At 59.1% G+C, this 25,819-nt stretch carries 30 protein-coding genes; 12 read left to right on the forward strand and 18 right to left on the reverse strand.

Going from position 1 to position 25,819, the window contains the following annotated elements:
* Positions 1-41: 41 nt before the first annotated feature.
* The 4 genes from GTQ41_RS24555 to GTQ41_RS24570 are packed head-to-tail and all read left to right on the forward strand — an operon-like array spanning position 42 to position 4,004.
* Positions 42-968, forward strand: a complete 927-nt coding sequence (locus GTQ41_RS24555) for a DUF72 domain-containing protein (protein WP_047296882.1) — start codon at positions 42-44, stop codon at positions 966-968.
* Entirely contained in the window at positions 965-1,762 is a 798-nt protein-coding gene (locus tag GTQ41_RS24560; protein ID WP_047296884.1) for an endonuclease/exonuclease/phosphatase family protein, read from the forward strand. Before GTQ41_RS24555 ends, GTQ41_RS24560 begins: the two co-directional genes overlap by 4 nt.
* Entirely contained in the window at positions 1,759-3,033 is a 1,275-nt protein-coding gene (gene clsB, locus GTQ41_RS24565; protein WP_047296886.1) for a cardiolipin synthase ClsB, read from the forward strand. Before GTQ41_RS24560 ends, clsB begins: the two co-directional genes overlap by 4 nt.
* Entirely contained in the window at positions 3,030-4,004 is a 975-nt protein-coding gene (locus tag GTQ41_RS24570; RefSeq protein WP_047296888.1) for a lysylphosphatidylglycerol synthase domain-containing protein, read from the forward strand. The genes clsB and GTQ41_RS24570 overlap by 4 nt, the downstream gene beginning before the upstream one ends.
* A gap of 49 nt (positions 4,005-4,053) precedes the next feature.
* Here the strand turns inward: GTQ41_RS24570 and GTQ41_RS24575 are convergent, their stop codons facing one another.
* The 3 genes from GTQ41_RS24575 to GTQ41_RS24585 all read right to left on the reverse strand — a co-directional run bounded on the left by GTQ41_RS24575 (position 4,054) and on the right by GTQ41_RS24585 (position 7,124).
* Positions 4,054-4,812, reverse strand: coding sequence for a S9 family peptidase (locus GTQ41_RS24575; RefSeq protein ID WP_047296890.1), 759 nt, complete (start codon positions 4,810-4,812; stop codon positions 4,054-4,056).
* Positions 4,802-5,911: a DUF3182 family protein gene (locus tag GTQ41_RS24580; RefSeq protein ID WP_047296891.1), complete on the reverse strand. Its 1,110-nt coding sequence runs from the start codon at positions 5,909-5,911 to the stop codon at positions 4,802-4,804. Before GTQ41_RS24580 ends, GTQ41_RS24575 begins: the two co-directional genes overlap by 11 nt.
* A gap of 232 nt (positions 5,912-6,143) precedes the next feature.
* The gene (locus tag GTQ41_RS24585; RefSeq protein ID WP_047296929.1) at positions 6,144-7,124 is read right to left on the reverse strand and encodes a GlxA family transcriptional regulator; all 981 of its coding nucleotides are present in this window, start codon (positions 7,122-7,124) and stop codon (positions 6,144-6,146) included.
* A 99-nt stretch (positions 7,125-7,223) separates the two neighbouring features.
* Here GTQ41_RS24585 and GTQ41_RS24590 point away from each other — a divergent pair, with 99 nt between their 5' ends.
* The 7 genes from GTQ41_RS24590 (at position 7,224) to GTQ41_RS24620 (ending at position 12,464) form a co-directional block, all read left to right on the forward strand.
* The gene (locus GTQ41_RS24590; protein ID WP_047296893.1) at positions 7,224-7,772 is read left to right on the forward strand and encodes a cysteine hydrolase family protein; all 549 of its coding nucleotides are present in this window, start codon (positions 7,224-7,226) and stop codon (positions 7,770-7,772) included.
* A 239-nt stretch (positions 7,773-8,011) separates the two neighbouring features.
* Positions 8,012-8,593: a YjfI family protein gene (locus GTQ41_RS24595; RefSeq protein WP_230679397.1), complete on the forward strand. Its 582-nt coding sequence runs from the start codon at positions 8,012-8,014 to the stop codon at positions 8,591-8,593.
* A 17-nt stretch (positions 8,594-8,610) separates the two neighbouring features.
* Positions 8,611-9,309: a PspA/IM30 family protein gene (locus GTQ41_RS24600; protein ID WP_041074459.1), complete on the forward strand. Its 699-nt coding sequence runs from the start codon at positions 8,611-8,613 to the stop codon at positions 9,307-9,309.
* Positions 9,310-9,512: 203 nt separating this feature from the next.
* The gene (locus tag GTQ41_RS24605) at positions 9,513-10,160 is read left to right on the forward strand and encodes a DUF2491 family protein (protein ID WP_047296898.1); all 648 of its coding nucleotides are present in this window, start codon (positions 9,513-9,515) and stop codon (positions 10,158-10,160) included.
* Between the two features lie 14 nt (positions 10,161-10,174).
* Positions 10,175-10,600, forward strand: a complete 426-nt coding sequence (locus GTQ41_RS24610; RefSeq protein WP_025109509.1) for a DUF350 domain-containing protein — start codon at positions 10,175-10,177, stop codon at positions 10,598-10,600.
* 17 nt (positions 10,601-10,617) lie between these two features.
* Positions 10,618-11,304: a DUF1190 domain-containing protein gene (locus GTQ41_RS24615; RefSeq protein WP_047296899.1), complete on the forward strand. Its 687-nt coding sequence runs from the start codon at positions 10,618-10,620 to the stop codon at positions 11,302-11,304.
* 2 nt (positions 11,305-11,306) lie between these two features.
* A complete protein-coding gene (locus tag GTQ41_RS24620) occupies positions 11,307-12,464 on the forward strand; it encodes a glutathionylspermidine synthase family protein (RefSeq protein WP_047296901.1) in 1,158 nt (385 codons plus the stop codon).
* A gap of 80 nt (positions 12,465-12,544) precedes the next feature.
* On the opposite strand, the gene GTQ41_RS24625 is transcribed toward GTQ41_RS24620, so the two are convergent.
* Positions 12,545-13,063, reverse strand: a complete 519-nt coding sequence (locus GTQ41_RS24625) for a single-stranded DNA-binding protein (protein WP_007966163.1) — start codon at positions 13,061-13,063, stop codon at positions 12,545-12,547.
* A gap of 9 nt (positions 13,064-13,072) precedes the next feature.
* A complete protein-coding gene (locus GTQ41_RS24630; RefSeq protein WP_047296903.1) occupies positions 13,073-14,470 on the reverse strand; it encodes an MFS transporter in 1,398 nt (465 codons plus the stop codon).
* Between the two features lie 191 nt (positions 14,471-14,661).
* Here GTQ41_RS24630 and uvrA point away from each other — a divergent pair, with 191 nt between their 5' ends.
* Positions 14,662-17,496: an excinuclease ABC subunit UvrA gene (uvrA, locus tag GTQ41_RS24635; RefSeq protein ID WP_047296905.1), complete on the forward strand. Its 2,835-nt coding sequence runs from the start codon at positions 14,662-14,664 to the stop codon at positions 17,494-17,496.
* Positions 17,497-17,559: 63 nt separating this feature from the next.
* Here uvrA and bfr read toward each other — a convergent pair whose 3' ends face one another.
* The 13 genes from bfr to rplR all read right to left on the reverse strand — a co-directional run bounded on the left by bfr (position 17,560) and on the right by rplR (position 25,816).
* The gene (bfr, locus tag GTQ41_RS24640) at positions 17,560-18,024 is read right to left on the reverse strand and encodes a bacterioferritin (RefSeq protein WP_003228714.1); all 465 of its coding nucleotides are present in this window, start codon (positions 18,022-18,024) and stop codon (positions 17,560-17,562) included.
* A 150-nt stretch (positions 18,025-18,174) separates the two neighbouring features.
* The gene (locus tag GTQ41_RS24645) at positions 18,175-19,629 is read right to left on the reverse strand and encodes a catalase (protein WP_095668188.1); all 1,455 of its coding nucleotides are present in this window, start codon (positions 19,627-19,629) and stop codon (positions 18,175-18,177) included.
* 240 nt (positions 19,630-19,869) lie between these two features.
* Positions 19,870-20,256, reverse strand: a complete 387-nt coding sequence (gene rplQ / locus GTQ41_RS24650; RefSeq protein ID WP_003176402.1) for a 50S ribosomal protein L17 — start codon at positions 20,254-20,256, stop codon at positions 19,870-19,872.
* Between the two features lie 42 nt (positions 20,257-20,298).
* Positions 20,299-21,300, reverse strand: coding sequence for a DNA-directed RNA polymerase subunit alpha (gene rpoA / locus GTQ41_RS24655; RefSeq protein ID WP_003186012.1), 1,002 nt, complete (start codon positions 21,298-21,300; stop codon positions 20,299-20,301).
* Between the two features lie 22 nt (positions 21,301-21,322).
* Positions 21,323-21,943: a 30S ribosomal protein S4 gene (gene rpsD, locus GTQ41_RS24660; RefSeq protein WP_003176404.1), complete on the reverse strand. Its 621-nt coding sequence runs from the start codon at positions 21,941-21,943 to the stop codon at positions 21,323-21,325.
* Positions 21,944-21,961: 18 nt separating this feature from the next.
* On the reverse strand, positions 21,962-22,351 hold the full coding sequence (rpsK, locus tag GTQ41_RS24665) for a 30S ribosomal protein S11 (RefSeq protein ID WP_002555466.1): 390 nt from the start codon (positions 22,349-22,351) through the stop codon (positions 21,962-21,964).
* Positions 22,352-22,381: 30 nt separating this feature from the next.
* Positions 22,382-22,738 carry a 30S ribosomal protein S13 gene (gene rpsM / locus GTQ41_RS24670; RefSeq protein WP_008374135.1) on the reverse strand — a complete coding sequence of 119 codons (357 nt, stop codon included), beginning with the start codon at positions 22,736-22,738 and terminating at the stop codon, positions 22,382-22,384.
* A 130-nt stretch (positions 22,739-22,868) separates the two neighbouring features.
* Positions 22,869-22,985 (reverse strand): 50S ribosomal protein L36, encoded by a 117-nt coding sequence (rpmJ, locus tag GTQ41_RS24675; protein ID WP_002555468.1) that lies wholly within the window; start codon positions 22,983-22,985, stop codon positions 22,869-22,871.
* Between the two features lie 27 nt (positions 22,986-23,012).
* Positions 23,013-24,341, reverse strand: a complete 1,329-nt coding sequence (gene secY, locus GTQ41_RS24680) for a preprotein translocase subunit SecY (protein ID WP_003228718.1) — start codon at positions 24,339-24,341, stop codon at positions 23,013-23,015.
* Complete coding sequence (gene rplO / locus GTQ41_RS24685) at positions 24,342-24,779, reverse strand: 50S ribosomal protein L15 (RefSeq protein WP_003228720.1); 438 nt, start codon at positions 24,777-24,779, stop codon at positions 24,342-24,344.
* A 3-nt stretch (positions 24,780-24,782) separates the two neighbouring features.
* The gene (gene rpmD / locus GTQ41_RS24690; RefSeq protein ID WP_003176408.1) at positions 24,783-24,959 is read right to left on the reverse strand and encodes a 50S ribosomal protein L30; all 177 of its coding nucleotides are present in this window, start codon (positions 24,957-24,959) and stop codon (positions 24,783-24,785) included.
* 2 nt (positions 24,960-24,961) lie between these two features.
* Positions 24,962-25,462, reverse strand: coding sequence for a 30S ribosomal protein S5 (gene rpsE, locus GTQ41_RS24695; protein ID WP_003176409.1), 501 nt, complete (start codon positions 25,460-25,462; stop codon positions 24,962-24,964).
* 3 nt (positions 25,463-25,465) lie between these two features.
* A complete protein-coding gene (gene rplR / locus GTQ41_RS24700) occupies positions 25,466-25,816 on the reverse strand; it encodes a 50S ribosomal protein L18 (RefSeq protein ID WP_003186037.1) in 351 nt (116 codons plus the stop codon).
* Between the last annotated feature and the right edge of the window lie 3 nt (positions 25,817-25,819).

Below are 25,819 nucleotides of genomic sequence, written 5' to 3' on the forward strand. Positions count from 1 at the left end.
ACAGACACAGGCTGTATGAGGACTGACGACGGGAGGGCGGCATGGCAACGATTCACATCGGTATTTCCGGCTGGCGCTACGCTCCGTGGCGCGGGGATTTCTACCCGAAGGGACTGACCCAGAAGCGCGAACTGCAATTCGCATCACGGGCGGTCAACAGCATCGAAATCAATGGATCGTTCTACGCCCTGCAACGGCCCGAACGTTATGCGCAGTGGTACAGCGAAACGCCGGACGACTTCGTCTTCAGCGTCAAGGCGCCGCGCTTCATCACTCACGTGCGCCGCTTGCGCGAGATCGAAAAACCGCTGGCGAATTTCTTCGCCTCCGGGGTGCTGGAGCTCAAGGAAAAGCTCGGGCCGATCCTCTGGCAGTTTCCGCCGAACTTCAAATTCGACCCCGAGCGCTTCGAACACTTCCTCTCATTGTTGCCCCACGATACCGAGGCGGCCGCCGCCCTCGCCCGCCAGCACGACGCGCACCTGCACGGCCACGCCAGCCTGAAAGCCTGGCGCAAAAAACCGCTGCGCCATGCCGTCGAAATTCGCAACGACAGCTTCATCGATCCCGACTTCGTGCGCTTGTTGAAACGCTACAACACCGCCCTGGTGATCGCCGACACCGCCGGCAAATGGCCGTATCGCGAAGACCTTACCAGCGACTTCGTCTACCTGCGCCTGCATGGTGCCGAAGAACTCTACGCCAGCGGCTACAGCGAATCGGCGCTGCAGCACTGGGCCAAACGCATCGACGCCTGGCACCACGGTCAACAGCCCGGCGATGCGCACCTGATCGCGCCACGCCTCAAGCCCCGGGCGCGCAAGTCCCGCGAAGTGTTCTGCTATTTCGACAACGACATCAAAGTCCGCGCGCCCTACGACGCGCGCCGGTTGCTCCACTGTTTTGAGCTGGATAAAACACTCGCCACCGCCCCCGGCGAACACGCTGCCGAAGGGGTGCTGACATGAGTATTCCAGAACCGGTCGGGTTCACCGACGAGCAGACCCGTGTCGAAGCCTCGGTGCGCCGTTTCACCGTGCTGACGGTCAACACTCACAAGGGTTTCACCGCACTCAATCGACGTTTCATCCTCCCGGAGTTGCGCGAAGCCGTGCGCAGCGTGGCCGCCGACGTGGTGTTTCTGCAAGAAGTCCACGGCACCCATGAACATCATCCCAAGCGCTACAGCAACTGGCCGACGATGCCGCAGTACGAGTTCCTCGCCGACAGCCTGTGGCCGCAATTCGCCTATGGACGCAACGCGGTGTACCCGGAGGGCGATCACGGCAATGCGCTGCTGTCGAAATTCCAGATCATCCGCCACGACAACCTCGACGTTTCGATCAGCGGCCATGAGAACCGTGGCGTGTTGCATTGCGTGCTGCGCCTGCCGGGCGATGGCGTCGAGGTGCATGCGATCTGCGTGCATCTGGGCCTGCGCGAAAGCCATCGCAATGCGCAACTGAAGCTGCTGCGCGAGCGCATCGCGCAACTGCCGGCTGATGCTCCCGTGATCGTCGCCGGTGACTTCAATGACTGGCGCCAGCGCGCCGATGCGCTGCTCGAGCCCTGCGGCCTGCGCGAAGTGTTCGCCGAACATCACGGCAAACCGGCGCGCAGTTTTCCGGCACGTCTGCCGATCCTGCGCCTGGACCGCATCTACGTACGTAACCTCAAGGCCAGCCAGCCAAACGTGTTGACAACACGGCCTTGGTCACACCTTTCCGACCACGCCCCGTTATCGGTGGAGATCGAACTATGAGCAGCGCACCGCTGGAGAAATCCGCCGTGGAACCGATCAGCATCAACCCGCCGGTACGCGAGCCCGGACCTGTCGATGTCGAGTACAACTGGCAGGGCAACAACCGTGTCGAGTTGCTGGAAAACGGCGAGGAATATTTCCCTCGGGTGTTCGACGCCATGCGTGCGGCGAAGAGTGAAATCCTGCTGGAGACCTTCATCGTTTTCGAAGACAAGGTCGGCGCAGAGTTGCAGCAGATCCTGATCGACGCCGCCCGGCGCGGCGTGCGCACCACCGTCAGCCTCGACGGTTTCGGCTGTGGTGAGTTGACCACCGGTTATCTCGCGGCATTGAGCGACGCCGGCGTGCACCTGCAGATGTTTGATCCGGCGCCCAAGCACCTGGGTTTTCGCACCAACTGGTTCCGCCGTCTGCACCGCAAGATCGTGGTGGTCGACGGACTGATCGCGTTCATTGGCGGGATCAACTTTTCCGGCGATCACCTGGCCGACTTCGGCCCCGAAGCGAAGCAGGATTACGCGGTGCAGGTTCAAGGGCCGGCGGTCGCTGACATCCATCATTTCGCCCTGCTGCAAAGCGGTCGGCCGGGCCGCGCACGCTTCTGGTGGCAACGTCGGCGCCAGCGTCGGGCAGACATGGCTTTCAACGATCACGACGGTCAGGTGCGCCTGGTGTTTCGTGACAACGATCAGCACCACACCGACATCGAAGATGTGTATTTGCACGCATTGCGCCGGGCCAAACGCCGGGTGGTGATCGCCAACGCCTATTTCTTCCCCGGCTACCGCCTGCTGCGCGAGATCCGCAACGCGGCGCGCCGTGGCGTCGAGGTGCGCCTGATCCTGCAAGGTCAACCGGACATGCTGGTGGCCAAACTGGCGGCGCGCATGACCTACGACTACCTGCTCAAGGCCGGGGTGCAGATCCACGAATATTGCCAGCGCCCGCTGCACGGCAAAGTCGCCTTGGTGGATGAGGAATGGAGCACGGTCGGTTCGAGCAATCTCGACCCGTTGAGCCTGTCATTGAATCTTGAAGCCAACGTGCTGATCCGCGATCGCACGTTCAATCAGCACTTGTTCCAGCGTCTCGAAGACCTGAGCCACAACCACTGCAAGGCGATGGACCCGAGCAAGGTGCCACGCGGACGGATCTGGCACATGACCGTGGGGTTTCTGGTGTTCCACTTCCTGCGGCATTTCCCGGCGATGGCCGGTTGGCTGCCGGCGCACAAACCACGGCTCAAGCCGTTTCGGGGGCACATGTCATGAGCCAATCCCCAGCGCAAGCAGCGCCCGCCGTGCATTCTCGATGGAGTCGCTGGAAACGCCCACTGACGCTGCTGTTCTTCCTCGCGTTGATCGTGTTGCTGACGATGTTTGCCACCCGCATCGAATGGGCGGAAGTGCTGCAGACCCTGGCCGACTTCAAGGTGCGCACACTGCTCATTGCCGCCGGCGTGACCCTGTTGAGTTTTCTCACCTACGCCAGCTTCGACCTGATCGGGCGCACCTACATCCGCCAGGACCTGACCTGGAAACAGATCCTCCCGGTGGGGATCATCAGCTATGCGTTCAACCTCAACCTCAGCGCCTGGGTCGGCGGGATCGCCATGCGCTATCGGCTGTATTCGCGCCTGGGGGTGAGCAAAAGCAACATCGCCAAGATTCTCGGTTTGAGCCTGGCCACCAACTGGTTCGGCTACATGACGATTGCCGGCGTGGTGTTCAGCAGTGGCCTGGTGAGCATGCCGCCGGGCTGGAAAATCAGCAGCGATGCGTTGCAGGGTATTGGCGTGCTGTTGCTGCTGCTGAGTGCCGGTTACCTCGCCGCGTGCCAGTTCTCCAAGCGCCGCGAGTGGTCGATTCGCGGGGTGGAAATCAACCTGCCGTCCCTGCGCATGGCCGTCCTGCAACTGCTGCTGGGGGCGCTGAACTGGTCGTTGATGGCGGCGGTGATTTTCACCTTGCTGCCGGGCAAGCTGGATTATCCATTGGTGCTTGGCGTGCTGTTGATCAGTGCGATTGCCGGGGTCATCACGCACATTCCGGCGGGGCTTGGAGTGTTGGAAGCGGTGTTCGTCGCGCTGCTGCAGCACGAAGTTTCGCGGGGCAGTCTGGTGGCGGGATTGCTGGCGTATCGGGCGATTTATTTTCTTTTGCCGTTGTTGATCACCGTGGTGATGTACCTGCTGGTCGAGGCCAAGGCGAAGGCGTTGCGGATCGAGAAGACGCCCTCCTGAGTTTTTGGTAATGGCTTGCTCGCGAAGGCATCCGAAAAGACAAAACACACTATGTGGACTGAATAATGCTCAACCGCTCACCCACCACCATCTCGGTAATCCAGTCCACCAGAATCGAGGTGTAGGCCTGCTGCGAAACCGGGTCGCTCAGCGCATGGTCAGCACCGTCGATGATCCGGTGCGTCAGCGAATGCGTCTGCTGACACGCGGCGCGGTAACTCATGATCGTGGCGTGCGGCACGTAGTCGTCGGTTTCCGATTCCACCAACAACACATCCCCGGTGAACTGCGAACAGGCGTGCAAGGCGCGGTTACTGTCGGCACGCACCAGCGTCGCCCGATAGTCACGCAGATCAGCCTTGTCCAGATCCCGCTTGGGTGTATGCCATTGCTCGTCGCGATACAGCGCCGGCACTCGCAGCGCCAGCCAGCGCACCGGGCGCAGCGAGGTGAGAATCGACGCGAGATAGCCGCCATAACTGGTGCCGACTACCGCAATCGCCGAGGTGTCGAGCGCCGGATGCGCCAACAGGCGATCGTAGGCCGCGAGCAAGTCACGCAGGTTGTCTTCGCGCGTCACCCGGGTCAGCGGAATGCCGGTGCCACCGGTGTGTCCGCGCAGGTCGAAGGTCAGGCACACACAACCCAGCCCGGCGATGCCCTTGGCGCGCTCCAGATCACGCTCCTGGCTGCCACCCCAGCCGTGCACAAACAACACGCCGGGGACTTTCGATTTGGGACTGAGAAACGTCCCGCTCATCTGTTCGTCATCAATGTCGATCTGAATGCTTTCGCTTCTAGCCGTCATAGGATTTGACCGTTACGTATTTGAGGAGAAAGTCGCTGTTCTCGGCCGGGCCGCGATAGATTTCGATGGCGTCCGCCGGCAGGCTTTGATCACCGTAGGTTTCTACGGTCGACACACGGATCGCCCGCATCTGCGGAGCGTTGACAAAGCTCTGCAGCGCGGCCAGTTCAGCGCTGCTGGCACCGCCCATGCGCCAGGATTGTTCGAGCACACCGCTGCGCGGTTTGCCATTGCTGTCCAGGCCTTGAGCGATGTCGTAGTTGCGCCGCGAGGCGTAGAAATCTGGATAAGCCTCATCCGCCGCCCGGTCGAAAATCTGGGCCTGCTTGATGGCCAGTCGCACGTCATCCGGCAAGTCCAACGCCAGCAGATCTTCGTAGCCGCCCTGCACTACCAACAGATTCGAACCACCATATACGTCTTCGCCATGGGCATCCTTGGTCAAGTATTGATCACCGCAGTAGCTCAGCACCTTGCCGCCGATGAATGACTGACCGACGCTGTGGGTGACGACCTTGCTCAAGTCCTGCTCCAGCACCACGCCATCGCGGAACAACGCTGCTGCATCCACTCGAGCGAGGACCTCGTCGAACGCGTCGAGGCTGTTGATAACTTCCTGACCGCGACCGGCACAGGCGTGAATCGGCTTGAGGCGAATGGGGCCGCTGTACAGCAGGTGTTCGGCGGCGGGCCGCGCGTCCTCCAGGGCAAACACGGTCAAGCCATCGAGCACCACGTCGCGCACACGCTCGCAGAACTGCGGCGCCCAGCCTTGCGGCGCGTAGGCCAGATGGCTGCGCAGGCCGTGACTGATGGCTTTGGTGCAGATGAAATCGTGTTCGACGAATCCGCCCCATAAATCATCCGCGCTTTTGATGCCCAAGGCCTGTGCCTGTCCGGCGCCGACAATGGTTTGCGTCGGCACCCAGTACAGATCACGACCGCGGTGTTTTTCCGGGTCGTAGCTGCCAGCAAATCTGAGCCCGAGAATCTGCGCCAGCCAACGGGCCAGCGCCTTGTTGGTCTGCACTTCATGGTGTGGCGCGCCAGCGCGCACCGAGTGCGCGACGACGATTTTTCTGCCTGGCGTCGGGGTCATGCGTCCCCCTTGCAGCGATGGGTGAATGGAGTGATGAACGGTGCAGAGATCAGGCCAATCGGGGGGCTGTGGAAAACTTCGGCAGATCAAATGCTTGCCGAAAACGTGATGGCATCACGCCCGTTTCAATCTGCACGACCGGGCGTCAGGATCCGGTAATTTGCACGATTTCAGCAGCCCCAGATTTCAATGCGGGTGGGGGCTTGCTTCCACAGGTCATGGCGTGTCTGGACTATCCCGAGACACCAAACCGCGCCCGATAATCACTTGGCGTCAGTCCGGTGATTTTCTTGAAGATCGCGCGAAACGCGCCGGGGTCCTGATAGCCCACAGTCCATGCAATGTGATCGATAGTGCCGTTGCTGTATTCCAGCAACTCTCGTGCCTTGCCGACCCGCAGATGCTGGCAATACTCGGTCGGTTTCAACCCGGTCGCCGCACGGAAGCGCCGCAAAAATGTGCGCTCCTCCAGGCCTGCCCGCTCTGCCATCGAGGTCAGCGAAACATCAGTGGCGCCGGTGCTCTGCAGCCAATGCTGAACCTTGAGAATCGCCGCGTCGCCATGACTGAGGATCGGTGCAAAATTGCTCCCGCAGGCACTGGCGCTGTCGCTGTGCTCCATCACCAGAAAGCGCGCGGTGCCGCTGGCGATGCTCGGCCCGAGCAGCCGGTCGACCAGGCGCAAGCCCAGTTCCGACCAGGCCATCAGCCCGGCGGTGGTGATCAAGTCGCCGTCATCGACAATCGGCGTATCCGCCTTGAGCCGGATGTTCGGATAACGCTCGGCAAACGCCTTGGCCGAGGTCCAGTGCGTGGTGGCGCTACGCCCGTCGAGCAGACCGCTTTCGGCCAGCAGCATCGACCCCACACAGACACCGCCGAGGGTTGCACCACGGGCATGCTGATCACGTAGCCATTGCAACCATTGCGCTGAAACGCTGGCCGCAGAAAAGCTGCCGAGGGACGGTGGAATCAGCACTGCCAGCAAATGACTGTCAGCGCCGGGATGACTGTCGTACACCCGCTGCGGCGTCTGCTCGGCGTCGGCTTTCCAGTGACTGACGCGCAGCACCGGTAACTGCGCCGCCTGACGCTCGGCAGCGATCCGGTTGGCGACCGCAAACAGATCGTTCAGCCCATGCACCGCCGCCAGTTGCACGCCCGGGTACATCAGTACGCCCAGTTCCACCGTGGCGGCCCTTTCTGCGCCCATGTCAGTTTTCCCCTGCTTATTGTCGGTCCGGCCAATCCTCGAAACGTCGGCCAGCGCCAATACTGAATCCACTTCCAGCCCATGCATCGAGGACACACCATGACCAGACAAGCGCTCATCGTAGTCGATATCCAGAACGACTACTTCCCCCAAGGCAAGTGGCCGCTGGTGGGGGCTGAAGCCGCCGCCGACAACGCCGCACGGCTGCTCGCCGCGTTCCGCGAAGCGGGCGATCCGGTGGTGCACATTCGCCACGAATTCACTTCGGCCGACGCGCCGTTTTTTACCCCGGGCTCGGACGGCGCAAAACTGCATCCCAAAGTACTCAATCGTCCGGACGAACCGGTGGTGCTCAAGCACTTCGTCAATTCGTTCCGGGAGACCGAGTTGCAATCGATTCTCGATGAACAAGGCATCAGGGATCTGGTGATTGTCGGCAGCATGAGCCACATGTGCATCGACGGCATCGCCCGTGCGGCAGCGGACCTGGGCTACGGCGTCACGGTAATCCACGACGCCTGCGCCTGCCGTGACCTGGAATTCAACGGGGTCACGGTGCCTGCCGCTCAGGTCCACGCGGCATTCATGTCGGCACTGGGTTTCGCTTACGCCAGCGTGGTCTCGGCGGAGGAGTTTCTGGGGCGCTGATCCATCACGACACACCCGGTAAAAACTTGCGCCCGCCACGTTGCGGGCGTTTTTTCGTCTGTCATGAAAATCTCACGCGTGAGCCATTGATGGCACTCTGAATTGGTTGTAGTGTGGCTCACGCGTGAGATGTTCATAACGGAGTCATTGCCATGAAAAGCCGCTCCCCCACTGTTGCGTCAGAGAGCCCAAAGGGAGAGCGCTCGAAATCGTCCGCGAAAAAACCGTCGAGCTTCTACATGAAGCAGATGCGCGCGGGCCTGGCTGCCGCCGGTTATGTGAAACACGAAACTTGGGTGCTTCCGGAAAACCGAAGCTTGCTCAAGCAGATGGAGCAACAGCTACGCCAACCGATTCTGGCTGGCTCATTCATGTCGGAGAATTACATGAGCGCAGGCAACAACTGGAACATCGATAGCCTCTTCAACGCCCTCAAGGCACTGGACGAGGTGGCTTCGCACGAGATCACGCTGTCTCTGATCCAGAGCTCCGAACCCAGCATCAAGCTGGAAATGAACGAATTCGGCGGTCTGCCGATTCACATCGCCGTGGCCGGTCAGCAGATCATCGTCGACACCGTGCTGGTGGACATCGATTCGATCACTGACGTGCGCGCCTTCAACGACGCCGTGCTGCGCAGCCGGGAAATGTTCCCGCTGTCATCGATCGGCATCGAGTCGATGCCCAATGGTCAGACCGTTTACAACATGTTTGGCGCTCTCAGCGCCGACTCGAGCCTGACCAACGTCGTCACCGAGGTGAAAACCCTGGTCGACAACGTGCAGCGCGCGAGCGAAGCCTTCGAACACTTCTTCAAGTAATCAACAGGGAATATCCAATGACTCAGTCCATCTGGAGCAAGTTGTTCACCGCTCTGCGCGGCGGCGCCAATGAAGTCGGCGAAGCGATCGTCGACCAGCAGGCCCTGCGCATCCTCGATCAGGAGATCCGCGACGCTGACACCGCGCTGTCGAACGCGCGCCGCGAGCTGGTCACCATCATGGCCAAGCACAAGCTGGCCGCCGACCGCGTGAGCGAGTACGACGCCAAGATCAAGGACCTGGAAGCCAAGGCGGTTGCCGCGCTGAACGCCGGCCGCGAAGACCTGGCCATGGAAGTGGCCGAAGCGATTTCGACCCTGACCAACGATCTGACCGCCGAGAAAGCCCAGAGCGACGAGTTCGGCACCTACGCCGAAAACATGCGCAAGGACATTACCAAGGCCGAGTCGCGGATCAAGAGCCTGCGCCAGCAAGTGGACATGGCCAAGGCCCGTGAAAGCGTGCAGAAGGCGCAGGTCAGCGCGTCCATCGCCAGCGGCGGCGCCAACGGCAAACTGGAAACCGCCGTCGGCACGCTGAACCGTCTGCAGGCCAAGCAGCAGCAACGCGCTGCCGAGCTGAGCGCCGCCGACGAACTGGCCGACGCTTCGACCGGCAACGACCTGGAGCGCAAACTGCGCGACGCCGGCATCACGCCGAACGAAGGCAGCGCCAATGCGATTCTTGAGCGGCTGAAACAGAAGTCCGCGCAGTAAAATCGCTCTCCTGTAGGAGCTGCCGCAGGCTGCGATCTTTTGATCTTCAATCCAGATCAAAAGATCGCAGCCTGCGGCAGCTCCTACAGGTTTTTTGCACCCGGAATATTTGCATTGTGCCTGCTCGTTCGTCGCCCGGCCCGGTACACTAGCGACGTTTTTTTTACCGACGAATACCTCCACCCGCCTCAAGGAATGTACCCATGGGATGGTTAAAAGATTTGCTGGGCACCAGCAACTGGCAGCCGGCTGCGCCCGCTCCGGTAGCCGGCGGCCCACTCGGAATGGCACAGGGCAAAGGCGTGCGATTCGATTCGACCCTGGCCTTGCTGCTTGATGGCAGCACCTCAGTGCAGGTTCCGGCGGCAGAGGCAATCTGGAGCGCTGGCTGGATCGACCTTGGCCAATCCAACAAACTGCATCGCTACTACCTCAACAACGAGGATTTCTGGCTGCAGATCCACGTCACCGGTGACGACCAGATCGAGTCGGTCACCCTGTTCAACTACCTCAACTACGTGACCGTCAACAGTGACGCCGAGCTCCAGCGCCTGGCCGGTCCTGCAAGCCCGATCGGCCTGCCGACCTACACCCACGACGGCGTCCAGTACAGCCGCGAATGGGGCACCGAACAAGGCCAGACCGAACTGGTCCCGCTGACCGAACACGTGGTCAATCCGGACGAGAGTTACACCATCGAACACCACTCCATGCTTTATGCGCGCGAGACCGGCCTGACCGATCGCCGCGAATTGCTGCTGTTCTCCGTCGAACAGGACGAAGAAGGCACCGTCAGCCTGAGCACCTCGCTGGGCATTTCGCTGTACACGACTGATCTGAGCACCATTTAAAAAGGAAGTTTTCCATGCTGGAAGTGCTGGCCGTTTCCCTGAACAAGACCGCGCTGGTCGGTTTCGTCGTCTACCTGATCGGCGCTGTGCTGCTGTTCATGCTGTTTCAGTTCGTCTACACGCGCATCACGCCCCACAAGGAATTTGAGCTGATCCGCTCCGGCAACATCGCTGCCGCGATCGCCCTGTCCGGCGCGATCATCGGTTTTGCGATTCCGGCCAGCAATGTCATCGCGTTTTCGGTCAACGTCCTCGATTTCGTGCTGTGGGCAGTGATTGCGGCGGTGGTGCAATTGCTCGCGTTCCTCGCCACCGGCCTGGTTCTCAAAGGCACCTCCAGGCGGATCGCCAACGGTGAAATCGCTTCGGGTATCTACGTGGCCGCAGTGGCCATCAGTGTCGGCATGCTCAATGCCGCGTGCATGACCCCGTCCAACTGATCGGCAGGAAGCCTTCGATGAAACGCAGCAAGTACGTTCAACTGTCCCTCGCCGCTTCGGTGGCGCTGGCGATTTCCGGCGAGGTTGCCGCGCAGGATCAGCAACGCTTTCAATCGGTCGAGGAGTGCGTCGGCGCCGAAGTGGCGGCCGATGTCTGCTCCAACGCCTACGTCGCGGCATTGACCGAGCACCGACGCATTGCCCCGGCCTACGCCGACAAGGCCACGTGCGACGCTGACTTCGCCGCCGACTGGTGCCAGAAAAACTCCGACGGCCGCTTCGTGCCCAAACTCGGCGGTTTCAAGGTACCGCAGAACGGCGAGCCCCCGCAGGACCTGAATGCGCTTGCCAACGCGCAGATACCTGCCGGTGAAGCAGCGGCTGCGCAGAACGCGCAAAGCACTTCCCACGCCTCTGGTGGCGGCGGCAACGGTTGGCTCACGGGCTGGCTGATCGGCAATGCGATGAGCAACAACGCCAACCGCACCGTTTACCGCGATCGCGACACGCGTCAGACCTACAACACCTCGACGCAGTACCGCAAAATCGAATCGGCGCCGCGCAGTCAACCGGACTACGAGAGCAGCAAAAGCAAACCGGTGAACGTCGCCTCGTCGACCTCCCGTGGCGGCTTCGGCAGCCAGTCTTCCGCTCGCAGCGGCTGGGGTGGCTGGGGCAGCAGTTCCGGACGCTCGAGCAGCTGACCATGAAAAAGATCCACTGCGCCGAGCGCCCCGACTGGAAACAGACAGCCGAAAGTCTCGGCTTTCTGTTCCACACCATTGACGACGAGCCGTACTGGGACGAACGCGCCTACTACCAGTTCACGCTCGCGCAGATCGAAAACGACCTGGAGGACCCGACCACCGAACTGCACGAGATGTGCATGGATCTGGTCGACCGCGTGGTGCACAGCGAAGAGCTGCTGGATCGCCTGAGCATCCCGGCGTCGTACTACGACATGATTCGTACTTCCTGGCTGGAAGGTCATCCGCATCTGTACGGACGCATGGACTTTTCCTACAGCGGCAATGGCCCTGCCAAACTGCTGGAGCTCAACTACGACACGCCGACCAGCCTCTATGAGGCGGCGGCGTTTCAGTGGGGTTGGCTGGAGCAATGCATCGATCGCGGAATGTTGCCGCGCCACGCCGACCAGTTCAACAGCATCGATACCAGGCTGCATCAGGCGTTTGCCGAGTTGCAGCTCAAGCGTCCGTTCTACTTTGCCTCGATGAAAGACTCGGTCGAGGACAAAGGCACGACCGACTACCTGCGCCTGATCGCGGAAAAGGTCGGCATCGAATCCCGGCACATCGACATCGAAGACATCGGCCTGACCGCCGAGGGTCGCTTCGTTGACCTTGAGGATCGCTGGATCCCGCACCTGTTCAAACTGCACGCCTGGGAATTCATCTTCCACGAGCCGTTCGGTGCGGCGATCGCCGAGTGCGATACACAGTTTTTCGAACCGGCATGGAAGTCGATCCTGTCGAACAAAGGCGCGCTGCCGCTGCTGTGGGAACTCCACCAGGGCCACCCGAACCTGCTGGCGGCGCACCTTGATCCGAATCCGGCCAGTGCGGTGCCCAAGGGTTGGGTGCGCAAACCGTACTTCTCCCGCGAAGGCGCCAATATCGAACTGCACACGGCAGAAGGTCTGATCGTCAAAGAAGACGGGCCCTACACCGATGCGCCATTCATCCTGCAGGAATTTGCGCCATTGCCGAAGTTCGACGACAGCTACACGCTGATCGGCTCCTGGGTGATTGGTGATCAGGCGGCGGGGATCGGCGTGCGGGAGGACAATAGTCTGATTACCAAGGATTCGAGCCGGTTTCTGCCGCACCTGATCCTCGACTGAGGCATGCATCCGCGCCCACAAAAAAGGCCCGTCGTTTTGAACGACGGGCCTTTTTTATCCAGCGTGGATGCAACATCCAATCAGAACGGAATATCGTCATCGAAACTGTCGAAATCCGGAGCCGGTTGCGGTGCAGCCTGCTGTGGAGCCGGGGCTGGACGCTGTTGCGGAGCCGATTGCTGCGGACGCGGAGCCTGTTGACGTGGCGCCTGCTGCTGATAGTTGTTGCCACCGCCTTGCTGGTCGCCCTGTTGTGGACGGCCACCGAGCAGTTGCATGGTGCCTTGCATGTCGACCACGATTTCAGTGGTGTAACGCTTGATACCGTCTTTTTCCCACTCGCGGGTCTGCAGTTTGCCTTCGATGTACACCTGCGAACCTTTACGCAGGTATTCGCCGGCGATTTCCGCAACCTTGCCGAACATCGAAACACGGTGCCACTCGGTCTTCTCGACCTTCTGACCGGTTTGCTTGTCGGTCCACTGTTCGCTGGTTGCCAGACTCAGGTTGGTCACGGCGTTACCGTTAGGCAGGTAGCGAACTTCGGGATCCTGGCCGCAAGTGCCGACCAATATGACTTTGTTAACCCCACGGGCCATAACGTTCTCCTAGGCTTCGCAAGCAGCCCCGGCCGGGTTGTTCACCAGGCGTTCGAGGGTGTCGCGATCCACTAATTCTTTGTCCAGTTTGATGTAAACAGCTGCTTCATCAGCAACTATCACTGCATCTGTTACCCCTACGAGGGCCTTGAGGCGCTCGACCAGACCCGCTTCGCGGATCGCCTCGGGCGACAACGGCAAGCGCAGGCTCGTCACATAGGGTGGTTCGCGCATGGTAACAGCAAAGGCCAGCCAGATGGCAGCCAGACCGGCACATCCAAGGAACACAACCGACAGACCGCCATGCTGAAACAGCCAGCCGCCGAGTATCCCGCCGAGTGCCGAACCGAGGAATTGGCTGGTGGAATACACGCCCATCGCCGTGCCCTTCCCGCCTGCCGGTGAAACCTTGCTGATCAGCGACGGCAGCGAAGCCTCCAGCAGGTTGAACGCGGTGAAGAATACCACCGTGCCGATCACCAGCGCCCGCAAGCTGTCACCGAACTGCCAGAAGAATAGCTCAGTGAGCATCAGCGTCAGGACGGCGCCGAGCAAGATTCGTTTCATTTTGCGTTTCTTCTCGCCGTAGATGATGAACGGAATCATGGCGAAGAAAGAGATCAGCAGCGCGGTGAGATAGACCCACCAGTGCTGCTCCTTGGGCAACCCGGCTTTTTCCACCAGTGCCAGCGGCAAGGCAACGAAGCTGGACATCAACATGGCATGTAACACAAAGATGCCGAGGTCCAGGCGCAACAGATCCGGATGCTTGAGTGTCGGCATCAAGGCCTGACGCGCCACGCCGGATTCACGATGGCTCAGCGGCCCGGTGGATTTCGGCACCATGAACATAATGATCAGGATGCCGACCAGCGCCATGCCGCCAGTGGCCAGAAACAGTCCGGACAGGCCAAAGGCCCGGGTCAACAACGGCCCGACCACCATCGCCACCGCGAACGACAGACCGATGGTCATGCCAATCATGGCCATGGCTTTGGTGCGGTGTTGTTCACGGGTCAGGTCGGAAAGCAACGCCATCACCGCCGCAGAAATTGCCCCGGCCCCCTGCAGGATGCGTCCGGCAATCACGCCCCAGATCGAATCGGCCTGAGCCGCCAGCACACTGCCGAGGGCGAAAACGATCAGCCCGAGGAAAATCACCGGACGCCGGCCGATGCGGTCGGAAATGATCCCGAACGGAATCTGGAAAATCGCCTGGGTCAGGCCGTAAGCGCCAATCGCCAGCCCGATCAGGGCCGGGGTCGCTCCCGCCAGGTCCATGCCGTAGGTCGCCAGGACCGGCAACACCATGAACATGCCAAGCATACGGGAGGCGAACACCAGGGCCAGGCCGCTCGCTGCGCGGGTCTCGCTGCCACTCATGCGTTCGCTGTGGGGATCGTGCATGGAAAAACCTCGTGTGAACCGGCGGCGATTCTACCAGTCCCATCGAAAGACGGGGTATATCGCGACGCTATGACGCGTATAGATGAAACTCTCTTCATGCAAGGCAAAAAACCCTTCGTTTGATAGTGTGCATCCATCCAGTATTTGCCCGTATACTCCTACGTTTTCGACGCCCGCCGAGCGAGGCCACTTTGGACAAGATCCTGATACGTGGGGCCCGTACCCACAACCTGAAGAACATCGACCTGACCCTGCCACGGGACAAACTGATCGTCATCACCGGCCTGTCCGGATCCGGCAAGTCGTCCCTGGCCTTCGACACGCTGTACGCCGAAGGTCAGCGCCGCTATGTCGAATCCCTGTCGGCCTACGCCCGACAGTTCCTGTCGATGATGGAAAAACCCGACGTCGACACCATTGAAGGTTTGTCGCCGGCCATCTCCATCGAGCAGAAGTCGACCTCGCACAACCCGCGCTCCACGGTCGGCACCATCACTGAAATCTACGATTACCTGCGTTTGCTGTATGCACGCGTCGGTACGCCACGCTGCCCGGATCACGACATTCCGCTGGAAGCGCAGACCGTCAGCCAGATGGTTGACCTGGTGCTGGCGCAGCCGGAAGGCAGCAAGCTGATGTTGCTGGCGCCGGTTGTTCGCGAACGCAAAGGTGAACACCTGTCGGTGTTCGAAGAGCTGCGCGCCCAAGGCTTCGTCCGGGCGCGGGTCAATGGCCGCATCTGCGAGCTCGACGAGCTGCCGAAACTGGACAAACAGAAGAAGCACTCGATCGATGTCATCGTCGACCGTTTCAAGGTCCGTGCCGACCTGCAGCAGCGTCTGGCCGAATCGTTCGAAACCGCTCTCAAGCTGGCGGACGGCATTGCCCTGGTGGCGCCGATGGACGATGAGCCGGGCGAAGAGATGATCTTCTCTGCGCGTTTTGCCTGCCCGATCTGCGGCCACGCGATCAGCGAGCTCGAGCCGAAGCTGTTCTCTTTCAACAACCCGGCTGGCGCCTGCCCGACCTGTGATGGTCTGGGTGTGAAACAGTTCTTCGACATCAAGCGCCTGGTCAACGGTGAACTGACCCTGGCCGAGGGCGCGATTCGCGGCTGGGACCGGCGCAACGTCTATTACTTCCAGATGCTCGGCTCACTGGCCTCGCACTACAAGTTCAGTCTTGAGAAGCCATTCAACGAGCTGACCGCCGAACAGCAGAAGCACATCCTGCACGGCAGCGGCTCACAGAATGTCGACTTCAAGTACCTCAACGACCGCGGCGACATCGTCAAACGTTCGCATCCGTTCGAAGGCATCGTGCCGAACCTTGAGCGCCGCTACCGCGAAACCGAATCGGCCAGCGTCCGCGAAGAGTTGGCCAAGTTCCTCAGCACCCAGGCCTGCCCGGATTGCCGTGGCACCCGTCTGCGTCGTGAAGCGCGGCACGTTTGGGTCGGCGAGAAAACCTTGCCGGCGGTGACCAACCTGCCGATCGGCGATGCCTGCGAGTACTTCGGCGAGCTGAAGATGACCGGCCGGCGTGGCGAGATCGCCGACAAGATCCTCAAGGAAATCCGCGAGCGCCTGCAGTTTCTGGTCAACGTCGGCCTCGACTATCTGTCCCTCGACCGCAGCGCTGACACATTGTCCGGCGGCGAGGCACAGCGGATTCGTCTGGCCAGCCAGATCGGCGCCGGTCTGGTCGGAGTGCTGTACATCCTCGACGAACCCTCCATTGGCTTGCACCAGCGCGATAACGACCGCTTGCTCGGCACCCTCAAGCACCTGCGCGATATCGGCAACACGGTGATTGTGGTCGAACACGATGAAGACGCGATTCGCCTGGCCGACTATGTAGTGGATATCGGCCCGGGTGCCGGCGTGCATGGCGGGCAGATCGTGGCGGAAGGAACGCCCGCCGAAGTCATGGCGCACCCGGACTCGTTGACCGGTAAATATCTGTCGGGCCGGGTGAAGATCGAAGTACCGGCCAAACGCACGCCGCGCAACAAGAAGCTGACGCTGTCGCTCAAAGGCGCGCGCGGCAACAACCTGCGCAATGTCGATCTGGAAATTCCGATCGGCCTGCTGACCTGCGTGACCGGCGTTTCCGGCTCCGGCAAATCCACGCTGATCAACAACACGCTGTTCCCGTTGAGCGCTACCGCACTCAACGGTGCCACCACGCTGGAAGCGGCCGCGCACGACAGCATCAAGGGCCTGGAGCATCTCGACAAGGTCGTCGATATCGACCAGAGCCCGATCGGCCGCACGCCGCGCTCCAACCCGGCGACCTACACCGGGCTGTTCACCCCCATCCGCGAACTGTTTGCCGGTGTGCCCGAATCGCGCTCCCGTGGTTACGGCCCTGGGCGTTTCTCGTTCAACGTCAAGGGCGGGCGCTGCGAGGCCTGTCAGGGCGATGGTCTGATCAAGGTCGAAATGCACTTTCTGCCGGATATCTACGTGCCGTGCGATGTGTGCAAGAGCAAGCGCTACAACCGCGAAACCCTTGAGATCAAATACAAGGGCAAGAGCATCCACGAAACCCTCGAGATGACTATCGAGGAGGCACGGGAGTTCTTCGACGCGGTGCCTGCGCTGGCGCGCAAGCTGCAGACGTTGATGGATGTGGGCCTGTCGTACATCAAGCTCGGGCAGTCTGCGACCACGCTGTCCGGTGGTGAAGCACAACGGGTCAAGCTGTCTCGCGAACTGTCCAAGCGTGACACCGGCAAGACCCTGTATATCCTCGACGAGCCGACCACCGGCCTGCATTTCGCGGATATCCAGCAACTGCTCGACGTGTTGCATCGCCTGCGCGACCACGGCAACACGGTGGTGGTGATCGAACACAACCTGGACGTGATCAAGACCGCCGACTGGCTGGTGGACCTGGGGCCGGAAGGCGGCTCCAAGGGTGGGCAGATCATCGCCACCGGCACGCCGGAGGAAGTGGCCGAGATGAAGCAATCTCACACCGGTCACTACCTCAAGCCATTGCTGATTCGCGATCGGGCCTGATCTCCGGGCATGAAAAAGCCCCTGTCACTTCAACCGTGACAGGGGCTTTTTTGTATCTGGCAATCAGGTGTGGGATTGCAGGTAATTCTCGAGACCGATGAGTTTGATCAGTCCCAACTGCTTTTCCAGCCAATAGGTGTGATCTTCTTCGGTGTCGTTGAGCTGAACACGCAGGATCTCGCGACTGACGTAATCCTTGTGCTGCTCGCACAACTCAATGCCTTTGCACAGAGCGGCGCGAACTTTGTACTCGAGACGCAGATCGGCTTCGAGCATCTCCGGAACGGTGGTACCGACGTCGAGATCGTCCGGGCGCATGCGCGGCGTGCCTTCGAGCATCAGGATCCGGCGCATCAGTGCGTCGGCGTGACCGGCTTCTTCTTCCATCTCATGGTTGATTCGTTCGTAGAGCTTGGTGAAACCCCAGTCCTCATACATCCGCGAGTGAACAAAATATTGGTCACGCGCGGCCAATTCGCCGGTCAGCAACGTGTTGAGGTAATCGATAACATCTGGGTGGCCTTGCATCGCCCTACATCTCCCTGCTTGAAAGTCGGTAGTTTGAACCAAGCCGACCGGAAGGTCACCCGTTTTGCGCAATAAAAGCGAAGATGTTCTGAGAAAAGCTGGCGAAATAACGCAAAAACCGCCCTCAATGAGGGCGGTTCTGCTTCTCGTTTAGACTTCGTTAAGCTGTACGTCGAGCAGCTTTGCGATTGCTTCTCCATACGCCGGATCGGCTTTGAAGAAATGCTGCAACTGACGGTCAACCACGTCGGGTGAAACACCGCTCATGGCGCCGGCGATGTTGCTGACCAGAAGCGCTTTCTGTTCGTCATTCATCAATCGGAACAACGCACCCGCATGGCTGTAGTAATCGCTGTCCTCGCGATGATCGTAACGATCTGCCGGACCGCTCAAGGCCAACGAAGGCTCAGCGTAACGCGGCGCCTGCTTCGGTGATTCCACGTAGCTGTTGGGCTCGTAGTTAGGCGCTGCACCACCGTTGCTGCCGAACGCCATCGAGCCGTCGCGCTGGTAGGTATTGACCGGGCTGCGCGGCGCATTCACCGGCAATTGCTGGTGGTTGGTGCCGACGCGATAGCGGTGTGCATCGGCGTAAGCGAATACGCGACCTTGCAGCATGCGATCCGGCGACAGACCAACACCTGGCACCATATTGCTTGGACCGAATGCGGCTTGCTCGACTTCTGCGAAGTAGTTCAGCGGGTTGCGGTTCAGTTCCAGTTCGCCGACTTCTATCAGCGGGAACTCCTTCTGCGACCAAGTCTTGGTCACGTCGAACGGGTTCTCGTAATGCGCTGCAGCTTGAGCCTCAGTCATGATCTGAATGCACACGCGCCATTTCGGGAAGTCACCACGCTCGATGGCCTCGAACAGGTCACGCTGAGCGTAATCCGGGTCGGTACCCGCGAGACGCGCGGCCTCGGCCGGCGCGAGGTTTTTGATCCCTTGCCGGGTCTTGTAGTGCCATTTCACCCAGTGACGCTCGCCTCGAGCGTTGATCAGGCTGTAGGTGTGGCTGCCAAAGCCATGCATATGACGATAGCCGTCGGGAATCCCACGATCCGAAAACAGAATGGTCACTTGGTGCAGCGCTTCAGGCGAATGCGACCAGAAGTCCCACATCATTTGCGCGCTTTTCAGGTTGCTTTGCGGCAGACGCTTCTGGGTGTGGATAAAGTCAGGAAACTTCAGCGGGTCACGAATGAAGAACACCGGAGTGTTGTTGCCAACGATGTCCCAGTTGCCTTCTTCGGTGTAGAACTTCAGGGCGAAACCACGTGGATCACGCTCGGTGTCAGCCGAGCCGCGTTCACCGCCTACAGTGGAGAAGCGCAGGAATGTTGGGGTTTGCTTGCCCACGGACTCAAACAGTTTGGCACTGGTGTATTCAGTGATATCGCGAGTGACGGTGAACGTACCGTAAGCACCTGAGCCCTTGGCGTGCACACGACGCTCAGGAATGTTTTCACGGTTGAAGTGGGCAAGTTTCTCGATCAGGTGAAAATCGTCGAGCAGCAGCGGGCCACGAGGGCCGGCGGAGCGAGAATTCTGGTTATCAGCGACAGGTGCGCCACTGGCGGTCGTAAGCGTTTTGAACTGGCTCATACGGTGTTCTTCCTCTGTCAGTCTTGAAACTGCCGGCTAATCGGCTTGCTGGGAAGTATTGATCATCGATGTAACACCTACAAATTCATTAATCTGTAGTCATCGATAGATAATTACTAATTATGTTTCCCAACACATAGTGACAACAGAACAATGTCAGAAGCTTGTACGAACAGCGCATTTTCTTGCGGGCACAAAAAACCGGGCACTAGGCCCGGTTTTTCGTTTCAGACTGACGTCTTACTCGGCGGATACAGCTTCGCCAGCAGTAGCACGATCAACCAACTCGACGTACGCCATAGGCGCGTTGTCGCCAGCGCGGAAACCGCACTTGAGGATGCGCAGGTAGCCACCCTCACGGGTAGCGTAACGCTTGCCCAGGTCGTTGAAGAGCTTACCAACGATAGCTTTCGAACGAGTACGGTCGAAAGCCAGACGGCGGTTAGCCAGGCTGTCTGTCTTGGCCAGAGTGATCAGCGGCTCGGCAACGCGGCGCAGTTCTTTGGCTTTTGGCAGAGTAGTCTTGATCAGCTCGTGCTCGAACAACGACACCGCCATGTTCTGGAACATGGCCTTGCGGTGCGAGCTGGTGCGGCTCAGGTGACGCCCACTTTTACGATGACGCATGGTTCATTCCTTACCAAACACTACGTTCGGTGATTATGACGATCAGGCAGTCGCCTTGTCGTCCTTCTTAAGACTTGCAGGCGGCCAGTTGTCGAGGCGCATGCCGAGGGACAGACCGCGGGAGGCCAGAACGTCCTTGATTTCAGTCAAGGATTTCTTGCCCAGGTTCGGAGTCTTCAACAGCTCTACTTCGGTACGCTGAATCAGGTCGCCGATGTAGTAGATGTTTTCCGCCTTAAGGCAGTTAGCCGAACGTACAGTCAGTTCCAGATCGTCAACCGGGCGAAGCAGGATCGGATCGATCTCGTCTTCCTGCTCGACAACCACTGGCTCACTGTCACCTTTGAGGTCGACGAACGCAGCCAACTGCTGTTGCAGGATGGTTGCAGCGCGGCGGATAGCCTCTTCAGGATCCAGAGTACCGTTGGTTTCCAGATCAATAACCAGCTTGTCCAGGTTGGTACGCTGCTCGACACGGGCGTTTTCAACCACGTATGCGATACGGCGAACCGGGCTGAACGAAGAGTCGAGCTGCAAGCGACCAATGCTGCGGCTTTCGTCTTCATCGCTCTGACGCGAGTCGGCTGGTTCATAACCACGACCACGAGCTACGGTGAGCTTCATGTTCAGGGCGCCGTTAGACGCCAGGTTAGCGATTACGTGATCGGGGTTAACGATCTCGACATCATGATCCAGCTGAATATCGGCAGCGGTAACCACCCCCGAACCCTTCTTCGACAAGGTCAGCGTAACTTCGTCACGACCGTGCAGCTTGATGGCCAGACCTTTAAGGTTCAACAGGATTTCAATTACGTCTTCCTGTACACCTTCGATGGCGCTGTACTCGTGGAGCACACCGTCAATCTCGGCCTCGACTACTGCGCAGCCGGGCATTGAGGACAACAGGATGCGGCGCAGCGCGTTGCCCAGGGTGTGGCCAAAACCACGCTCGAGAGGCTCGAGAGTGATCTTGGCGCGGGTTGGACTGACAACCTGCACATCAATGTGGCGGGGTGTCAGGAACTCATTTACCGAAATCTGCATGGATGCACCTATTTTCTAGCCCTTACTTGGAGTAGAGCTCGACAATCAGGCTTTCGTTGATGTCGGCGGACAGATCACTGCGAGCAGGAACGTTCTTGAAAACGCCCGACTTCTTCTCAGTGTCTACTTCTACCCATTCTACGCGGCCACGTTGGGCACACAGATCGAGAGCTTGGACAATGCGAAGTTGGTTTTTTGCTTTCTCGCGAACTGCGACCACGTCACCAGCACGAACCTGATACGACGGAACGTTTACGGTCTGACCGTTAACGCTGATCGACTTGTGCGATACCAGCTGACGGGATTCGGCACGAGTCGAACCAAAGCCCATACGGTATACAACGTTGTCCAGACGGCATTCGAGCAGTTGCAGCAGGTTTTCACCGGTTGCACCTTTCTTGCCAGCCGCTTCTTTGTAGTAGCCGCTGAACTGACGCTCGAGAACGCCGTAGATACGACGGACCTTCTGCTTTTCACGCAGTTGGGTGCCGTAGTCGGACTGGCGACCGCGGCGTTGGCCGTGGATACCAGGTGCTGCTTCAATGTTGCACTTCGATTCGATCGCGCGCACGCCGCTCTTCAGGAAGAGATCGGTGCCTTCGCGACGAGCGAGTTTGCATTTTGGACCAATGTAACGAGCCATTCTTTACAATCTCCTGGATTACACGCGGCGCTTCTTCGGCGGACGGCACCCGTTGTGCGGGATTGGCGTCACGTCGGTGATGCTGGCGATCTTGTAGCCACAGCCGTTCAAAGCGCGGACTGCGGATTCACGACCTGGACCTGGACCCTTGACGTTAACGTCGAGGTTTTTCAGGCCGTATTCCAGCGCAGCTTGACCAGCACGCTCAGCAGCTACTTGAGCAGCGAACGGGGTGGACTTGCGGGAACCGCGGAAACCCGAACCACCGGAGGTAGCCCAGGAAAGAGCGTTACCTTGACGGTCGGTAATGGTCACGATGGTGTTGTTAAAAGAAGCATGGATGTGGGCGATGCCATCAACCACTGTCTTTTTAACTTTTTTACGAGGACGAGCAGCAGGTTTTGCCATGATTAAATTCCTGTCGATTCGCTGGGGCGATTACTTGCGGATCGGCTTACGCGGACCTTTACGGGTACGCGCGTTGGTCTTGGTACGCTGACCGCGTACTGGAAGACCGCGACGATGACGCAGACCGCGATAGCAACCGAGGTCCATCAAGCGCTTGATTTTCATGTTGATTTCGCGACGCAGGTCACCTTCAGTGGTGAACTTCGCCACTTCGCCACGCAGCTGTTCAATTTGCTCGTCGCTCAGATCTTTGATCTTTGCTGCTGGGTTTACCCCAGTGTCTGCACAGATTTTCTGCGCAGTAGTGCGACCGACACCATAGATGTAGGTCAGCGAGATAACAGTATGCTTGTTATCTGGAATGTTAACGCCTGCAATACGGGCCATTCAGTGGGACTCCAATTGACAGCTACCTACGCCCCGGAAGCCAAGAAATAGGGCGCGAGATAATATCGCTGTAATAACAAATAATCAACCCGGCAGCGCACTAGCTGCCGGGCTTGAAGCACAATCACACTCAGCCTTGGCGCTGTTTGTGACGCGGTTCCGCGCTGCAAATTACTCGAACAACACCTTCGCGGCGAATAATCTTGCAGTTACGGCACAGCTTTTTCACCGATGCACGAACTTTCATCACCAACTCCTCGAACCTTATGGGTACTCAGCGCAACATGCCGCTGCCGTAACCCTTCAGGTTGGCTTTCTTCATCAGGGATTCGTACTGGTGCGAAACGAGGTGCGATTGTACTTGGGACATGAAGTCCATCACAACCACGACCACGATCAGCAACGAGGTCCCGCCAAGGTAGAACGGAACGTTTGCTGCAACCACCAGGAACTGGGGCAACAGGCACACGGCCGTCATGTAAAGAGCACCGAACATGGTCAAGCGAGTCAGAACGCCATCAATATAGCGCGCAGACTGCTCACCTGGACGGATGCCCGGAATAAAGGCACCGGACTTCTTCAGGTTTTCCGCTACGTCTTTCGGATTGAACATCAACGCCGTATAGAAGAAGCAGAAGAAAATAATCCCTGCACTAAACAGCAGAATATTCAACGGCTGACCAGGAGCGATCGACTGCGAGATGTCCTGCAACCAGCCCATACCTTCAGACTGACCAAACCAGGCACCCAACGAAGCCGGGAACAGCAGAATGCTGCTCGCGAAAATAGCCGGAATAACACCGGCCATGTTCACCTTCAGCGGCAAGTGGCTTGTCTGCGCAGCAAAAACCTTGCGGCCCTGCTGACGCTTGGCGTAGTGAACAGCGATACGACGCTGACCACGCTCAATGAACACCACGAAACCGATAATCGCTACTGCCAGCAAACCGATGGCAACCAGGGCGAAGATATTGATATCACCCTGACGCGCAGACTCGAAAGACTGCCCGATTGCTCTCGGAAGACCGGCGACGATACCCGAAAAAATCAACATCGAGATACCGTTGCCTACACCACGCTCAGTAATCTGCTCACCCAGCCACATCATGAACATCGCACCAGCCACAAAAGTGGATACCGCGACGAAATGGAAGCCAAAGTCACCAGTGAACGCAACGCCCTGCCCCGCCAGGCCAATGGACATGCCAATAGCCTGAACGAGAGCGAGGACGACGGTGCCGTAGCGGGTGTACTGGCTGATCTTGCGACGGCCAGCTTCACCTTCCTTCTTCAACTGCTCCAGCTGCGGGCTGACGGCGGTCATCAGTTGCATGATGATCGATGCCGAAATGTACGGCATGATCCCCAGTGCAAAGATGCTCATCCGTTCCAGCGCGCCGCCGGAGAACATGTTGAACAAGCTAAGAATGGTCCCCTCATTCTGTCGAAACAGGTCTGCGAGTCGGTCCGGGTTGATACCTGGAACCGGGATGTGTGCGCCTATTCGGTAGACGATAATCGCCAGGAACAGAAAACGCAGACGAGCCCAGAGTTCAGACATACCGCCTTTGCCGAGCGCAGAGAGAGCACCTTGCTTAGCCATTTATTCCTCGAACTTGCCGCCAGCTGCTTCGATAGCCGCACGCGCACCTTTGGTGGCGCCGATTCCCTTGCCGATAGTGACAGCGCGAGTCACTTCACCGGACAGCATGATTTTCACACGCTGTACGTTGACGTTGATCACGTTGGCATCTTTCAGGGACTGCACGGTGACGATGTCGCCTTCCACTTTGGCCAGCTCGGACAGACGCACTTCTGCGCGGTCCATGGCTTTCAGGGAAACGAAACCGAACTTCGGCAGGCGACGATGCAGCGGCTGTTGACCGCCTTCAAAGCCTGGAGCAATGGTGCCACCGGAGCGGGAGGTTTGACCTTTGTGACCACGGCCACCAGTCTTACCCAAACCACTACCGATACCACGGCCCGGACGATGCTTTTCGCGACGGGAACCCGGCGCTGGACTCAGATCATTGAGTTTCATCGATTAACCCTCGACACGCAGCATGTAGTAAGCCTTGTTGATCATCCCGCGATTCTCGGGAGTATCCTGGACTTCTACAGTGTGACCGATGCGACGCAGACCCAGACCCTTAACGCACAGTTTGTGGTTAGGGATGCGGCCGGTCATGCTTTTGATCAGCGTAACTTTAACGGTAGCCATGATCAGAAGATCTCCTTGACAGTCAGGCCACGCTTGGCAGCAATGGACTCAGGAGATTGCATAGCCTTCAGACCCTTGAAAGTGGCGTGAACCACGTTTACCGGGTTAGTCGAGCCGTAGCACTTGGCCAGAACGTTCTGAACGCCAGCAACTTCGAGGACAGCACGCATAGCGCCGCCAGCGATGATACCGGTACCTTCAGAAGCAGGCTGCATGTACACCTTCGAAGCGCCGTGAGCGGACTTCATTGCGTACTGCAGGGTGGTGCCGTTCAGGTCAACTTGAATCATGTTGCGGCGAGCAGCTTCCATTGCCTTCTGGATCGCAGCAGGCACTTCACGCGACTTGCCACGGCCGAAGCCAACACGCCCTTTACCATCACCAACCACGGTCAACGCGGTGAAAGTGAAGATACGGCCGCCTTTAACGGTTTTGGCTACGCGGTTAACTTGAACCAGCTTCTCGATGTAGCCTTCGTCGCGCTTTTGGTCGTTATTTGACATAACTTAGAACTCCAGCCCAGCTTCACGAGCAGCATCAGCCAGCGCTTTAACGCGGCCATGGTACTTGAAGCCAGAGCGGTCGAAAGCCACTTGCGAGACGCCAGCGGCCTTAGCACGCGTAGCGACCAGCTGGCCAACCTTTGTGGCCGCGTCGATGTTGCCAGTGGCACCATCACGCAGTTCTTTATCCAAAGTCGAGGCACTTGCCAGGACTTTGTTGCCGTCGGCCGAGATGACCTGGGCGTAGATGTGCTGCGACGAGCGGAACACGCAGAGACGCACGACTTCGAGTTCGTGCATTTTCAGGCGTGCTTTGCGAGCGCGACGCAGTCGAGTAACTTTTTTGTCGGTCATTTG

Source organism: Pseudomonas sp. AN-B15 (genome assembly GCF_019056475.1).
Classification (GTDB): Bacteria; Pseudomonadota; Gammaproteobacteria; order Pseudomonadales; family Pseudomonadaceae; genus Aquipseudomonas; species Aquipseudomonas parakoreensis.

Coding starts and splice junctions, on each gene's coding strand:
- GTQ41_RS24575 (WP_047296890.1), bottom strand. CDS start 4,812: ATGACGGCTAGAAGCGAAAGCATTCAGATCGACATTGATGACGAACAG.
- rplR (WP_003186037.1), bottom strand. CDS start 25,816: ATGACCGACAAAAAAGTTACTCGACTGCGTCGCGCTCGCAAAGCACGC.
- GTQ41_RS24590 (WP_047296893.1), top strand. CDS start 7,224: ATGACCAGACAAGCGCTCATCGTAGTCGATATCCAGAACGACTACTTC.
- GTQ41_RS24595 (WP_230679397.1), top strand. CDS start 8,012: ATGAAGCAGATGCGCGCGGGCCTGGCTGCCGCCGGTTATGTGAAACAC.
- rpsM (WP_008374135.1), bottom strand. CDS start 22,738: ATGGCCCGTATTGCAGGCGTTAACATTCCAGATAACAAGCATACTGTT.
- GTQ41_RS24610 (WP_025109509.1), top strand. CDS start 10,175: ATGCTGGAAGTGCTGGCCGTTTCCCTGAACAAGACCGCGCTGGTCGGT.
- rpoA (WP_003186012.1), bottom strand. CDS start 21,300: ATGCAGATTTCGGTAAATGAGTTCCTGACACCCCGCCACATTGATGTG.
- rpsD (WP_003176404.1), bottom strand. CDS start 21,943: ATGGCTCGTTACATTGGTCCAAAATGCAAACTCGCTCGTCGCGAAGGC.
- GTQ41_RS24555 (WP_047296882.1), top strand. CDS start 42: ATGGCAACGATTCACATCGGTATTTCCGGCTGGCGCTACGCTCCGTGG.
- rpsE (WP_003176409.1), bottom strand. CDS start 25,462: ATGTCAAATAACGACCAAAAGCGCGACGAAGGCTACATCGAGAAGCTG.
- rplQ (WP_003176402.1), bottom strand. CDS start 20,256: ATGCGTCATCGTAAAAGTGGGCGTCACCTGAGCCGCACCAGCTCGCAC.
- rpmD (WP_003176408.1), bottom strand. CDS start 24,959: ATGGCTACCGTTAAAGTTACGCTGATCAAAAGCATGACCGGCCGCATC.
- GTQ41_RS24580 (WP_047296891.1), bottom strand. CDS start 5,911: ATGACCCCGACGCCAGGCAGAAAAATCGTCGTCGCGCACTCGGTGCGC.
- secY (WP_003228718.1), bottom strand. CDS start 24,341: ATGGCTAAGCAAGGTGCTCTCTCTGCGCTCGGCAAAGGCGGTATGTCT.
- bfr (WP_003228714.1), bottom strand. CDS start 18,024: ATGCAAGGCCACCCAGATGTTATCGATTACCTCAACACGTTGCTGACC.
- GTQ41_RS24625 (WP_007966163.1), bottom strand. CDS start 13,063: ATGGCCCGTGGGGTTAACAAAGTCATATTGGTCGGCACTTGCGGCCAG.
- GTQ41_RS24570 (WP_047296888.1), top strand. CDS start 3,030: ATGAGCCAATCCCCAGCGCAAGCAGCGCCCGCCGTGCATTCTCGATGG.
- GTQ41_RS24600 (WP_041074459.1), top strand. CDS start 8,611: ATGACTCAGTCCATCTGGAGCAAGTTGTTCACCGCTCTGCGCGGCGGC.
- GTQ41_RS24645 (WP_095668188.1), bottom strand. CDS start 19,629: ATGAGCCAGTTCAAAACGCTTACGACCGCCAGTGGCGCACCTGTCGCT.
- GTQ41_RS24605 (WP_047296898.1), top strand. CDS start 9,513: ATGGGATGGTTAAAAGATTTGCTGGGCACCAGCAACTGGCAGCCGGCT.
- rpsK (WP_002555466.1), bottom strand. CDS start 22,351: ATGGCAAAACCTGCTGCTCGTCCTCGTAAAAAAGTTAAAAAGACAGTG.
- clsB (WP_047296886.1), top strand. CDS start 1,759: ATGAGCAGCGCACCGCTGGAGAAATCCGCCGTGGAACCGATCAGCATC.
- GTQ41_RS24585 (WP_047296929.1), bottom strand. CDS start 7,124: ATGGGCGCAGAAAGGGCCGCCACGGTGGAACTGGGCGTACTGATGTAC.
- GTQ41_RS24630 (WP_047296903.1), bottom strand. CDS start 14,470: ATGCACGATCCCCACAGCGAACGCATGAGTGGCAGCGAGACCCGCGCA.
- GTQ41_RS24620 (WP_047296901.1), top strand. CDS start 11,307: ATGAAAAAGATCCACTGCGCCGAGCGCCCCGACTGGAAACAGACAGCC.
- GTQ41_RS24560 (WP_047296884.1), top strand. CDS start 965: ATGAGTATTCCAGAACCGGTCGGGTTCACCGACGAGCAGACCCGTGTC.
- rplO (WP_003228720.1), bottom strand. CDS start 24,779: ATGAAACTCAATGATCTGAGTCCAGCGCCGGGTTCCCGTCGCGAAAAG.
- rpmJ (WP_002555468.1), bottom strand. CDS start 22,985: ATGAAAGTTCGTGCATCGGTGAAAAAGCTGTGCCGTAACTGCAAGATT.
- GTQ41_RS24615 (WP_047296899.1), top strand. CDS start 10,618: ATGAAACGCAGCAAGTACGTTCAACTGTCCCTCGCCGCTTCGGTGGCG.